The organism is Roseburia sp. AF25-13LB (genome assembly GCF_003478915.1).
GTDB classification, from domain to species: domain Bacteria; phylum Bacillota; class Clostridia; order Lachnospirales; family Lachnospiraceae; genus Roseburia_C; species Roseburia_C amylophila.
In genome coordinates this window covers 387,009-400,750 of sequence record NZ_QUFO01000002.1, presented here as the reverse complement: position 1 = coordinate 400,750, position 13,742 = coordinate 387,009, and the positions used below count along the sequence as shown (strand labels likewise).

The window sequence follows — 13,742 nt, the reverse complement described above, 5'->3', positions numbered from 1 at the left end:
ATCTATTCTCCTAAGCAAACCATTTCTGGTAAATTATAATCTGTGTAGTTATTTACGATAGTAGTAAATGTTCCATCTTTTACCATCTCATCCAAGGTCTTCTGAACCTGGTCTTTTAACTCTGTATTACCTTTTTTAAATCCGATTGCATACTGCTCGCTGGACACCTGCTCATCCAACATACGGAAAGCATCTCCTCTGGATGACATCTGGTATTTTGCTACTCCGATATCCAATACTACTGCATCTACAGCACCGGACTCCAAGTTCATAAATGCAGTATTGTAATCAGCTACCTGCTGAAGTTCAGCAAAAGATGCAGTCAGCTCTTTATTTTCATCGGTTGCATCATCTCCCTGTAATGCTGCAAGTCCTGAAGAATCAGCCTGGACGTCTACTACTTTTCCTGCCAGATCTGATAATTTATTAATATCCGAATCTTTTGCAACAACTACAACGATACTGTTGTCTACATATGGATCAGAGAATGTATAATCATCTTCTCTTCCGTTCATGGTAAATCCGTTCCAGATACAGTCAATGGAACCTGACTCTAATTCCATATCTTTTGAATCCCAGTTAATTGGTTTCTTTACCAGTTCCCATCCGTTACGATCGCATACTTCCTGTGCCAGTTCAAGGTCAAATCCGGTATAATCTCCATCCTCATCCATATAGCCATATGGTGGAAATTCTGCGTCAAATCCTACAACAAACTGGGTACGGTCTGAACCATTGTCGCTCTTTGCATTTTCAGTATTCTGGACAGATGCATTGTCTTTTTTATCTGCATCCTTACTTCCACAGCCAGCCAGTGACACGGTCATTGCAGCTGCCAGTAAAACAGTCAACATTTTCTTCTTCATAATAGAGTTCCTCCTCTTTTTGTAACTTCTTTTTATTAAGTTCTTTTTCCATCACTTTAGTATACTACCATGATAAATCAGTAATGTAAATCATTTTCTATATTAATTTCAGGTTGTCAGCCGATAAATTTTAGACTAAAATTGGGCATATACCTGAATAATCCATAGGTGCTTGCGAATGGGGAGAGATTTTAAGGATAAAGAAATTTTGTGGCATTCGATGTACGTTTGATTTTTTTGGATGTGAAATGCCAACTGTTCTTAGTAGTCCATTTTTCTTTATTATAAACTGTCTTTTCACTTGCTTTGACAGAATATCGGCACTGTCCGTCAAAAGCGGATGCCACATAATGTCTGCAAGGGGCACTAGGAATTTCGGCATAATTCTGATTTCATCTGGCAACCGGCACAAATTCACATCCATGTTCAAATGTGCCTCGCTGGTACATCCCTGTACCAGCGTTGCCTGTTGCCAGACGAAATCCCAAGTGCCCCTAACAGCCCTTAAAAGGCATCCGTACTTTGACGGACAGTACCAATATTCTGTTAAACATGGAAAAGACTGTTTTTATCCGAAAAAGAAAAATGGACTACTTAGAACTGTGGCATTTCATCATCTTAAAATCAAATGTGCCACGAATGCCTTAAAACTTTTTTATCAGGAAATCCTCTCCCCCTTTCGCAAGCACCTATGCAATCAATGATAAAAGGAGATATTACACCATGAATATACCAAATGACCCAGTCATGTTATTAAGTTACATCAATACACAGCTTCGGGATTTCTACCCTACCTTGGATGAACTCTGCTCTGCCTTAAATCTTTCGAGGAACGAGCTTTGCAATAAGCTTTCCGCCATCGACTATGAATATGACGAGAAGACAAACCAGTTTGTATAAATATGGTCTGTTGTGGCGGTAGGGAGGACATTTTCCCTCTCAGCATCAAAAATAACCACATTTATACCAACCGTTCCGATACACATAATGAAAGGAGTATCCCATGTCACTTTACGAAGACCTCTTGCAAAAACAATTTCTGCCCCACGCCTATGAAGACTGGGCAGAGTATCGCAATGCCATCAGCAACTATCTGATTGCATCTACTGCTGCTGACAGTACTCTTGCCATCTTTGGTGCTGGCTGCTGTAACGACTGGGACTTGTCACTCCTTGCCGGACACTTTTCATCGATTACTTTAATTGATAATAATCTTCCTGCCATGAAACAGGCTCTTAAACGCTATCAACTGGAAACTTATCCTACCATTCACCTTGACGAATGCAATCTTACCGGTTTATACGGCAGTGACTACGAGAATTTCTGTGATACACTCTTTGAGCAGAAAAAGCTTTTTGGTGCTTCCATCGATACGGAGTTTCCGGTCAGTACGGCACTGGCATTTCTGCATCAGACTTATGAGAAAGCCAAAAAGCATGTCATACGCTATGGCAGCCATGCTTTTGATTATTCTGTAGCTTTTGGTCTTCACAGCCAGCTTAATAATATGGCTGCGTGGATCTGGGATACCATTGCAGAAGCCTGTCACTGGCAGGACGAACGGGTAACGGAATATATTGCCTCCCAGACCGATGAGATTGTAAAACGGGTTAATGATACCATTTTGCTTTCTACCGGGAAAGACGCTTTCTTTGGAAATGAACGGACTTCTTCCCTTAATGATTCTCCCGTAATCGGCGCCATGGAATGCATTTTAGACATCAAAAAACGTTACCCCGGCTGCCAGGCAGCTCTCGTTCCATGGAATTTTAATCCGGAACTTGGGGTAACGTACGAAATGCTGTTACAACATGTAACACTATAAATCAATTCTATGACTGTACGAACTGGCTGTTATAAAGGGCTGCATAGAAGCCATTCTTCCGAAGCAGTTCTTCATGATTGCCCTGTTCGATAATATGTCCGTCTTTCATAACCAGAATAATGTCTGCCTCTTCAATGGTAGACAGACGATGGGCAACGATAAAACTGGTTCTTCCCTTCATCATCCGGCCAAAAGCTTCCTGAATCTTCATCTCAGTTCGTGTGTCAATCGATGAAGTTGCTTCATCCAAAATCAGCATTGGCGGCAGGCAAAGCATAACTCTGGCAATGCAAAGAAGCTGTTTCTGTCCCTGGGAAAGATTGCCACCGTCCTCTGCAATTACCGTATCATAGCCCTTGGGCAGACGTTTGATAAAATTATGGGCATGGGAAGCTTTTGCTGCCTCCATGATTTCTTCATCGGTAGCATCCGGTTTTCCCATACAGATGTTCTCACGAATGGTTCCCTCCTTTAACCAGGTTTCCTGCAATACCATACCATAGCTGCTGCGCAGGCTGCTTCTTGTCATATCTTTAACCGGCACGCCGCTGACACGGATGATTCCGCTGTTGACATCATAGAACCGCATCAGAAGATTAATCAATGTTGTCTTACCGCATCCGGTCGGTCCGACAATTGCCACACGCTCACCCGGATTGACATGGAGATTAAAATCCTCAATCAGCTTCTGCCCCGGCTCATAAGAGAAGTAAACATGCTCTAAATCCACATCTCCCTTTACTTCCTCTAATACCACTGCATCTTCTGCATCCGGTACCTGTGCCTCTTCATCAATCAGCTCAAATACTCTTGCTGCACAAGCCAGTGCATTCTGTAACTCAGTTACGACACCGGAAATCTCATTAAAAGGCTTCGTATACTGATTTGCATAACTTAAGAAACAGGATAACTGCCCAACACTGATTCCACCATGGATAGCTGAAACTGCGCCAAACACGCCAACACCTGCATAAACTAACGCATTGATAAAACGGGTACTCGGATTGGTAATGCTGGAAAAGAATAAGGCACGAAGGGAATATTTTTCCAGTCTTCCATTAATTTCATCGAAACTTTCCAACGCCTCATCTTCATGGGAAAATGCCTGGACAATTTTCTGGTTTCCAATCATTTCATCGATTAAAGCAGTCTGCTCTCCTCTTGTTTCCGACTGCAGCTTAAACATGGAGAATGTTTTCTTTGCAATGAATCCTGCTACCACAAAAGACAACGGTGTTAAAAATACTACCACTGCCGTAATCTTTACATTGACGCTCAACATAAAGCCTAATGTTCCGACAATTGTTACCACACCGGTAAACAACTGGGTAAAACCCATCAGAAGTCCGTCTGCGAACTGGTCTACATCCGCAATTACGCGGCTGACTATTTCACCGTAGGAATGAGCGTCTAAATATTTCAGTGGAAGAATCTCTATTTTGCGGATAGCATCCTTACGGATATCCCGGACAATATTATAAGTCATCTTATTGTTGCAGACATTCATAATCCACTGGGCAGCTGCCGTAATCAGAATGACTACCACCATTTTCTTAAGGATCGGTGTAATATAAGTAAAATCCACTTTTCCTTTGTCTACGATATAATCAATGGCATCTCCGGTAAGAATCGGAATGTATAAGGTTAAAATTACACTGAGCACCGCTAATGCAATGGACAAACCTAAGAATAACCAGTACTTTTTCATATACTTAAGGATTCTTCCAAGGGTTTCCTTCTGTCTTGATTCCTTTTTCATATCAGTGTCCTCCTTCCGTCCTCTTAAACTGCGAATAATAGATTTCCTGATATACGCTGCAATCCTTTAACAATTCTTCATGGGTGCCGGTTCCTGCAACAGTTCCATCATCTAATACGATAATCTTATCGGCATACATAATGGATGCGGCACGCTGTGATACGATAAATACGGTCGGACGGTTTGGCATATTATGAATTGCCTGACGCAGTTTAGCATCGGTAGCATAATCCAGTGCAGATGAGCTGTCGTCCATGATAAGGATTTCCGGCTGTTTTACCAGTGCTCTGGCAATTGTAAGACGCTGCTTTTGTCCACCGGAGAAATTCTTTCCACCCTGTTCTACTTCCGCATCCAGCTTACCGTCTTTCTTATCTACAACTTCTGCTGCCTGTGCAACGGAAAGTGCCTGCTGCATCTCTTCTTCCGTCGCATCCTCTTTGCCCCAGGCAAGATTGCTTCGGACGGTTCCCGCAAACAGCACTGCTTTCTGCGGCACAATACCAATCTTATCTCTTAAATCCGTAATCTTATATTCCCGAACATCCATGCCATCTACCATAACCTGTCCCTCCGTGACATCATAGAAACGAGGAATCAGATTGACCACAGAGGACTTCCCGGAACCGGTTCCACCGATAATACCAATGGTATCTCCTGGCTTTGCTTTAAAATCAATGCCGGTTAAGGTATCTGCTCCGGCACCTTTATAACGCATGGAAACATTGCGGAATTCTACGGTATATCCGGTATCTTCCTTTTTGCTTCCATTTCCATCCACCATGGAAGTCTCCATCTCAAAAATACTCTGCACGCGGTTTCCACAGGCAATTGCCTTGGTTACCGTAATAATCAGGTTTGCAAGCTTTACTAATTCCACCAGAATCTGGGACATATAGTTTACCAGTGCTACTACTTCACCCTGTGAAATCTTTCCGATATTTACCTGAATTGCACCTGTCCAGATAAGAATAACCAGTGCCACGTTGATGATAATATAGGTAAGCGGATTCATCAATGCTGAAATTTTTCCTACGAAGAGCTGTACATCCGTCAGCCTCTCATTACTCTCATCAAAATCTGCAATTTCTTCCTGCTCTTTATTAAAGGCACGGATAACACGGCTTCCGGTCAGATTCTCCCTTGTTACTCCAAGGACTTTATCTAAAGATGCCTGCACCCGGCGGAACAACGGAATTGTAATTATCATAATTCCAAATACCACAACGGATAAAACAGGAATCGTTACCACAAAGATAAGCGCTGCCTTTACGTCAATGGTAAATGCCATAATCATGGCACCAAATACAATAAAAGGAGAACGCAAAAACAGACGGAGTACCATATTGACACCGGACTGTGCCTGATTGATATCACTGGTCATTCTGGTAATCATGGTATCCGTTCCTGCGGTATCCATCTCTGTATAGGACAATTTCTGAATATGGTCAAATAATGCATGACGTACCTTAGTTGCAAAACCTACTGCCGCTTTTGCTGCAAAATACTGTGCAGTAATGGAACAGGTCAGTCCCACTAATGCCAGCAAAATCAAGATTCCACACATTTTCAAGATGAATCCGCCATCTTTATTGCCAATACCGGTATCAATGATTGCTGCCATAACCAAAGGCACAAACAATTCAAAGGATGCCTCTAATAATTTAAATAATGGACTTAAAATGCTCTCTTTTTTGTAATCCTTTAAAAAACGCAATAACTTTCTCACTGTACCTGCTCCTAATTAGTGATCATCTAATATTCCCTTTTTCCTATCTTTCTATGGCTGAATCTTATCTTTTTTTAATCCATCCATATAAACTTTGGTTTCAGCCACAACCACACCGCTCAATGCAGTAACTGCAATCAGGTTCGGCAGAGCCATCAGTCCGTTGAAAATATCTGCAATGGTCCATACAGCAGATACTGTCATAAACGGTCCGATAAATACCGCTAAGATGTATAACCAGCGGTATGCTTTTACAACAGCCTTCTTATGTCCGGTCAGATACTCCAGACAGCGCTCACTGTAATAATCCCATCCTAAGATTGTGGTAAATGCAAAGAATACCAGACATACCATCAGGATAAAGGATGCTACCTGATTTGGGAACGGAAGTCCGAGCTGGAATGCCTTGGTTGTAACAGCAACACCTTCCAAGCCCATGTCCCATGCACCGGTAAGTACGATTGCAAGACCTGTCATGGTACAGATAATCAGTGTATCAATTACAGTTCCAAGCATGGAAACCAGTCCCTGTTTTACCGGATAATCGGTCTGGGCTGCTGCAGCCGCGATTGGTGCACTACCAAGTCCTGCTTCATTTGAGAAAATACCACGGGCAATACCTTTCTGCATTGCTACAATAATACTTCCCATTGCACCACCGGCTACCGCCTTAAATCCAAAGGCACTCTTTATAATGGTTGCAAATGCTGCTGGAACCTCTGTAATATGCATCACAATAATAATTAATACAACAACCACATAAGTCAGTGCCATAAATGGTACAATGACCTGTGATACTGTAGAAATTCTCTTAATTCCACCGATGATAACAAGTGCCACACAGATGGTAAGAATAATACCTGCAATAATTACAGTCCAGGAATAAGTTCTTCCAAAGAGGTCAACTGTCCATGTGGTATCCGGGTCAAAGAAGCCCTTTACTGCACTGGTAATACCATTAATCTGTGTAAAAGTTCCAATTCCGAATAAACCTACGCCCACACCAAAGAAGGCAAATAATTTTCCAAGCCATTTCCACTTTGATCCCATTCCATTTTCAATATAATAGAATGGTCCGCCGATGATATGACCATCTTCTGCCACCACACGGTACTTGATTGCCAGTAGACACTCACTATATTTTGTGGCAGTTCCAACCAGTGCTGCTATCCACATCCAGAATAACGCACCCGGTCCACCTTCTACCAATGCAGTTGCTACTCCGACAATATTTCCGGTTCCTATGGTTGCTGATAATGCAGTGCAAAGTGCTGCAAAACTGGATACTTCGCCGGATTCGCCACTCTTTTCATTTTCAAACAAATATTTTACTGCTAATGGTAATTTTCTAATCTGAAGTCCCTTCAGGCGGATGGTAAGAAAAATTCCCACCAGAAGGATCAATACAATAAGTGGTACACCCCAGACAAAATTATCAATTTTACCAAGAATGCTGTTAATCTGGTCTAACATTTTTGTTCGCTCCTATTCTCTTTTGATTCCAATTTAAATTGTTAAATACACTTTAGCATAGCACAGTTATCAAGTGCAATCAATAATTCTATCTTTTTTTTCGCATAATTTGTATAAAAATACTCCTTTCGGGTTATATTACGGATGAGGTGATGACAAAATGATTTTAACCGAACAAGAGACTATGCTGTTAAATGATTTAAAACAGCAGGAAGAACTTTGCCGCGACAAATATGCCTTTTACAGCAGCGAAGCAAAAGACCCTGAATTAAAACAGTTATTTGAGGTCATTCAGAAAGAAGAAGCAGAACACTATGACACCATCAGCAGTCTGCTTTCCGGTGATACGCCTGATGTTGGTATAGCTGCCCCGAAGAACTATCAGCCAAACGCTGCTTACCATGCATCCAGTGAAAATGCCGACAAGAAGCACGATGCATTATTGTGCAGCGATTCCATTTCCAGTGAAAAGTATGTATCTTCCGCATACAACAACGATTTATTCAGCTTTGCTTCTCCAAAAGTCCGTCAGATTTTAAACCATATCCAGACGGAAGAACAGCAGCATGCAGAAATGATTTACCGTTATAAAACTGCAAATCAGATGGCTTAACCTGCAGATGCATTGCAACTGTCAAAAAGGCATCGGAACAGGAAATTTTTCTGCTCCAATGCCTTTCATGCTTTTTATACTTATTATTTATTTTCGCTGCTCACGGTTCTTACATTTCATCTCATACATTCGCTCATCTGCCCAGTTAATATACTGTTCCATGGATGCCTCGGTATCCGGCTCCTTCTGGTAATAACCAATACTCATAGACAGACGGTACGGCAGCTTCTCATCCCTCTGCCACTGCTTTAACAAGGCTGTTATCTGAGCTTTCTTTTCTTCAGCCTGTTCCCAGCATAAAGCATCAGAAACCACTAAGAATTCGTCCCCTCCATAACGGATAATCAGTTCCTTTTCACAGAACGCCTCCTGCAACGCCTCTGCTGCAAGGCAGATTGCCTGGTCACCCGCTTCATGACCAAACTCATCATTGATTTTCTTTAACCCGTCCATATCAGCAAAGATAAATAACAATCGACGTCTGCTGGTATTTGCCTGTTTTACCATATCTACCACAAAACGGTTGATTCCCATCCGGTTATAAACTCCTGTCAGGCTGTCGCGGACTGCCATATTATCAATGTTACGGGCAGCATTCCGAAGTTCTGATACATTCTTTAACTTTTCCAATGCATTACTGATATTACGAATCCAGACATAATAATTCGGAATATGTTTTGTATCCAATGTACCGGTCAGTATCATATATCCCAGGCAATTATCCCTGAAATGAACCGGCATATAGAGATATTCCCCTGAACCTCTGCCATTCCACATTGCCGGGAACATCTGCTCACTGGTAAAAGAATAAAATTCCGGCATGCCGTCCTCATTATTTAATTTGGTTATGTATATCTTGTTTTCATAATCCCGGGTAATTGTGCGGTTGCGTAAAATGCTGTTACCACGGCCGGTCATCTCATAATAAATACTCTTATTCAGGCACAGATATACATCCTCTGTCGTAAACTTCCCAATATTCTGGCGGATACAGAAGATTAATTCATCCAATGATTCACACTCCATCATCTCATCTTCCATATTGCGTATCTGATAAGTATATTTTTCATTTTCTTTTTTTTCAAGGTATAACGTTTCTATCGCAGATACCACGCGCTTTTTATCCTCTAAAACACAGCCACAGCTTTCATGCACTGCAACACGTGAAGATAAAATCAGCTCCTGCTTCTTCCCTGTCTCAATTTCCTGCAAAAGTAACTGCATAGCGGTATATCCCAGTGTCTCCTTTGGTCTGTCTACCGTAGTAATTCCCGGAATATAGCGCTGGGTATCATAAGAGCCATCAAATCCTGTTACTGCTATGTCCTGTGGCACCTGATATCCCAACTGTTTCAAACGGTTGCAGGCGCCTAATGCCATCTCATCATTGACACAGCAAAGTGCCCGTGGTATCTTTCCAGCCTCTTCCATGGCATCCACTACCTGTACGCCACTGTCAAAGGAAAAATCCCCATGCCATACCGTATAATCTTCTGTTGAATAGTTCTTTTCTTCCACAAAATCTTCAAATGCCTTCTGGCGGATATTACTCTCTTCATTTGTTGCATTTGCAGCTACAAAATGAATTGGATGATAGCCATGACTGTCAACATGCTCTATCATCTCCCGCATTGCCTTATAATTATCTATTCCAATCAGGCTTAAGCCTTCTACCTTTTCCTCAAAGCTTACTGCAGGAATGCCAGCGTGATGTATTCTTCGAATAATTTCCTCTTTTGTTGTTTTCTCCCAAATTGTATTGGTCGCAAAAATTACGCCATCAAAACGCGAAAGATTAGCCAGCGAATATATTTTATTTTCTCCAAGCACATGCTTGTCCGAAATCTCACTCCCTGCCTGACAGGTAAAAATAGAGATTGCATAGTTTGCTTCCTTTGCCTTACGAATAATACCATTGATTAATCTGGTCTGATATTCACTATTCCATCCAGCTAAAAAGACTGCAATATTACCCAGTTCTTCCATTATGTTCCCTCCAGCATATTTCTTTTATTTTACCACAAATATTCCGACTTTCCACCTGCTTTTTATGAAACTCTTTAAATTTATTTACCAGACATTTATCCCACATTCTCGTGCCTGCGACGGTCGCTTGCGGCATCTACCTTATACGCCGCAGTGTGCATCCTCACGGAGCGTTTTTTACTTTACAGGAAAGCAATTTCCTGTAAAGCAAAAAAGACCTGCAAAATAACAGGTCTCTTTTTCTACATCTTCTTTATATATTTTCTTCAGTTTTCTTATAACTGCGTTGTTACGAAAATATCGTAAATTGCCTTGATGGCATTTTCAAAATCAGAATTACTTACTCCAATGATAATATTTAACTCAGATGACCCCTGGTCAATCATCTTAACATTGACATTTGCATGTGCCAGTGCTGAGAAGATTCTTCCGGATGTTCCTCTGGTGGAACGCATACCGCGTCCTACAACTGCAATCAGGGCGATGTTAGACTCTAATTCTACGCTGTCCGGCTTTGCAAGGCGGTGAATTGCAGATACAACTGCCTGTTCCTTGCCTTCAAATTCCGGCTGATGTACAAATACGGTCATGGTATCAATACCAGATGGCATATGTTCAAAGTTAATACCGTTTTCTTCAAATGCAGAAAGCACTTTACGTCCAAAACCAACTTCTGAATTCATCATATCTTTATCAATATTTACAGATACGAAGCCTTTCTTTCCGGCAATACCGGTAATGGTATATTTGGACTGGTGACAGGTTGTTTCCACAATCCATGTTCCCTCATCTTCCGGTGCATTGGTATTACGGATGTTGATTGGAATACCGGCTTTACGAACCGGGAATACTGCATCTTCATGTAATACGCTTGCTCCCATGTAGGAAAGCTCTCTTAACTCACGGTATGTAATTACTTTAATTGGTTCCGGATTGTCAATAATTCTTGGGTCTGCAATCAGGAAACCGGAAACATCCGTCCAGTTCTCATATGCTGTTGCATGTACAGCCTTTGCAACAATAGATCCTGTAATGTCAGAGCCGCCTCTGGAGAAGGTCTTAACACTTCCGTCCGGCATGGAACCATAAAATCCAGGAACTACAGCACGTTCAACCTTGGAAAGACGTTTGCTCAACACTTTATCCGTCTTGTCTGCATCAAAGTTACCATCTTTATCAAAGAAGATTACTTCTGCCGCATCTACAAATTCATAGCCTAAATAGTTCGACATTACAATTCCATTTAAATATTCGCCTCTGGAAGCTGCATAATCAGAACCTGCCTTAGCTGCAAAGTTCTTCGCAATTACTTCAAACTCATCTTTCAGAGAAAGCTTTAAGTTCAGTCCGTTAATAATGGAATCATAACGTTCTGCAATCTTTTTTAATTCCTTATCGAAATCCTCATCATTTTCCGCCAGAGCATAACATGCATATAACATATCCGTTACCTTGGTATCTTTGGAATTTCGTTTTCCCGGTGCACTTGGTACAACATAGCGGCGTTCCGGGTCTGATGTGATAATCCTGCCTACTTTTGCAAACTGTGTTGCACTTGCAAGTGAACTTCCACCAAATTTAACTACCTTAATCATCGTCATTTGCTCCTTTACTATCTCATAACTCAAGATTGTATCTTATTTTTCCCCATTTGAAAAGAAGTAAATGTAATTTCCATTTAAAAATTTCAATTTAATTTCTATTCAATTTATGCTTCTTCCTGTTTTTTGGTCTTTAACAGTTTGGTAAAGCAGCTTGCTGCTACCATAACACCTAATACCATCAGAAGAACTGCAACAATGAGCTGCAAACCATCTACTAAGAATACTGCAGTTCCATTCATTACATTGCTTACCAGTGCAATGAATTTCTGAACCAGTGCAGTAAAGGTTACTGCCAGCATGCTTACCATTGGTACATACAGCGTCCAGCCGGTACGTCCGGTAGTCTTTAAGAATACAGCCAGTGCAATCAGAACAAGTGCTGCAAGCAACTGGTTTGCGGAACCAAACAGCGGCCATACATTGTTGTATCCGCCCAGTGTTAATAAGTATCCAAAGAATAAGGTTACGATTGTTGCAAAATATTTATTGGTTAATACTTTGCGGACACCACCCATTTTTGCAGGGTCTGTTGTATCCTCATAGAATAATTCCTGGAAGGACATTCGTCCGATACGTGCTACAGAATCCAGTGAAGTAAGTGCTAATGCAGATACACACATGGTCATAAATACAGTTGCCACATCATTTGGTACACCTAACATCTCAAGGAAGCCAGCAACACCGGATGAGAAGATTGCAAATGGTGTTCCATCTGGTTTTGTACCATTTACAGCTACTGCACCAACAACGACCAATACGATAATTCCAAGTAATGACTCTACTACCATTGCGCCATAACCAACCATAGGCATATCTTTTTCATTGCGGATGGTCTTAGATGATGTCTCAGAAGATACCAGACTGTGGAATCCGGAAACAGCACCGCAGGCAATGGTTACAAATAAGGTCGGGAACAGATAGGATTTACTTCCGTCTGCTCCGGTTAAAACGAATCCGTTAAATGCATTTAACTGCATTGCAGGATGTGCAACTACTACACCAACAACTGCGCCGATAATCATACCAAGAAGCATAAAGGTTGTCATATAATCTCTTGGCTGCATCAAAAGCCACATTGGAAGTACCGATGCCAAGAATAAGTAAATCATGATAATGTAGATCCACATGGTCTTATTGGTATAGATTGGAAGTTTCATACCTACTGCAAACATTACTACGATTAATGCAATTGCAACAATACCTTTTACGATTTCGTTCATCTTTGGTGCTTTCTTTAAGATAATACCAAGGATAACTGCAACACCAATAAATAACATGGAAACGGTTGCTGCTGCACCGTTAGCATATACAGCATTACCATCACCTGCCGGATATGCATTGAAGGTTCCGGCAACCATATCTGTAAATGCTGCGATTACCAGAAGGGTAAATAACCAGCAGAATAACATGAAAAGTTTTCTTCCCATCTTACCGATGTACTTTTCAATAATCATACCCATGGATTTTCCCTCATTCTTAACTGATGCGTACAGAGCACCGAAGTCCTGTACTGCTCCGAAGAACAATCCACCAACTACTATCCATAAGAATACAGGTACCCATCCGAACACACTGGCAAGGATTGGTCCCGTTACAGGGCCTGCACCAGCGATAGATGAGAACTGATGTGAGAATACGGTAAATCTGGATGAAGGAACAAAGTCCTCTCCGTCTTCATATTTTACTGCAGGGGTTTCAGCTTTCGGGTCGATTCCCCATTTCTTAGCCAGCCAGCGTCCATAAAGTAAATAACCGGCAGCCAACAATACGATGGCTATTAATACAATAACTAAACCATTCATTTTCAATTTCCTCCTCATATGAATTATTTAATTATTGTTTTTACTCCCTTTTAAATTTAATGTCAAGGTCTAAATTTAATCAATT

At 41.3% G+C, this 13,742-nt stretch carries 10 protein-coding genes; 3 read left to right on the top strand and 7 right to left on the bottom strand.

The genetic code is table 11. The features are described 5' to 3' along the window. Positions 1 to 2: 2 nt before the first annotated feature. Positions 3 to 866: an amino acid ABC transporter substrate-binding protein gene (locus tag DWY37_RS05050; RefSeq protein WP_022243951.1), complete on the bottom strand. Its 864-nt coding sequence runs from the start codon at positions 864 to 866 to the stop codon at positions 3 to 5. 723 nt (positions 867 to 1,589) lie between these two features. On the opposite strand from DWY37_RS05050, the gene DWY37_RS05040 reads away from it, so the two are divergent. Both DWY37_RS05040 and DWY37_RS05035 read left to right on the top strand, forming a co-directional pair. Further along, entirely contained in the window at positions 1,590 to 1,766 is a 177-nt protein-coding gene (locus DWY37_RS05040; protein ID WP_117840619.1) for a DUF4250 domain-containing protein, read from the top strand. Between the two features lie 103 nt (positions 1,767 to 1,869). Continuing rightward, positions 1,870 to 2,691, top strand: a complete 822-nt coding sequence (locus DWY37_RS05035) for a hypothetical protein (protein WP_118541352.1) — start codon at positions 1,870 to 1,872, stop codon at positions 2,689 to 2,691. Between the two features lie 7 nt (positions 2,692 to 2,698). Here the strand turns inward: DWY37_RS05035 and DWY37_RS05030 are convergent, their stop codons facing one another. Genes DWY37_RS05030 through DWY37_RS05020 form a run of 3 tightly spaced genes read right to left on the bottom strand, consistent with a single transcriptional unit; the run spans position 2,699 to position 7,652 of the window. Beyond that, complete coding sequence (locus DWY37_RS05030; protein ID WP_117697594.1) at positions 2,699 to 4,450, bottom strand: ABC transporter ATP-binding protein; 1,752 nt, start codon at positions 4,448 to 4,450, stop codon at positions 2,699 to 2,701. Between the two features lies 1 nt (position 4,451). Next, positions 4,452 to 6,179, bottom strand: a complete 1,728-nt coding sequence (locus DWY37_RS05025) for an ABC transporter ATP-binding protein (protein WP_022243946.1) — start codon at positions 6,177 to 6,179, stop codon at positions 4,452 to 4,454. A 51-nt stretch (positions 6,180 to 6,230) separates the two neighbouring features. Beyond that, complete coding sequence (locus DWY37_RS05020) at positions 6,231 to 7,652, bottom strand: alanine/glycine:cation symporter family protein (RefSeq protein ID WP_117840613.1); 1,422 nt, start codon at positions 7,650 to 7,652, stop codon at positions 6,231 to 6,233. Between the two features lie 160 nt (positions 7,653 to 7,812). Here DWY37_RS05020 and DWY37_RS05015 point away from each other — a divergent pair, with 160 nt between their 5' ends. Continuing rightward, the gene (locus DWY37_RS05015) at positions 7,813 to 8,265 is read left to right on the top strand and encodes a ferritin-like domain-containing protein (RefSeq protein WP_117840611.1); all 453 of its coding nucleotides are present in this window, start codon (positions 7,813 to 7,815) and stop codon (positions 8,263 to 8,265) included. A gap of 87 nt (positions 8,266 to 8,352) precedes the next feature. Here DWY37_RS05015 and DWY37_RS05010 read toward each other — a convergent pair whose 3' ends face one another. The 3 genes from DWY37_RS05010 to DWY37_RS05000 form a co-directional block, all read right to left on the bottom strand. Then, on the bottom strand, positions 8,353 to 10,251 hold the full coding sequence (locus DWY37_RS05010) for a diguanylate cyclase (RefSeq protein ID WP_118541350.1): 1,899 nt from the start codon (positions 10,249 to 10,251) through the stop codon (positions 8,353 to 8,355). Positions 10,252 to 10,526: 275 nt separating this feature from the next. Further along, complete coding sequence (locus tag DWY37_RS05005; RefSeq protein ID WP_117697584.1) at positions 10,527 to 11,846, bottom strand: aspartate kinase; 1,320 nt, start codon at positions 11,844 to 11,846, stop codon at positions 10,527 to 10,529. 113 nt (positions 11,847 to 11,959) lie between these two features. Then, positions 11,960 to 13,657 carry a carbon starvation CstA family protein gene (locus DWY37_RS05000; RefSeq protein ID WP_117947833.1) on the bottom strand — a complete coding sequence of 566 codons (1,698 nt, stop codon included), beginning with the start codon at positions 13,655 to 13,657 and terminating at the stop codon, positions 11,960 to 11,962. Positions 13,658 to 13,742 lie beyond the last annotated feature (85 nt).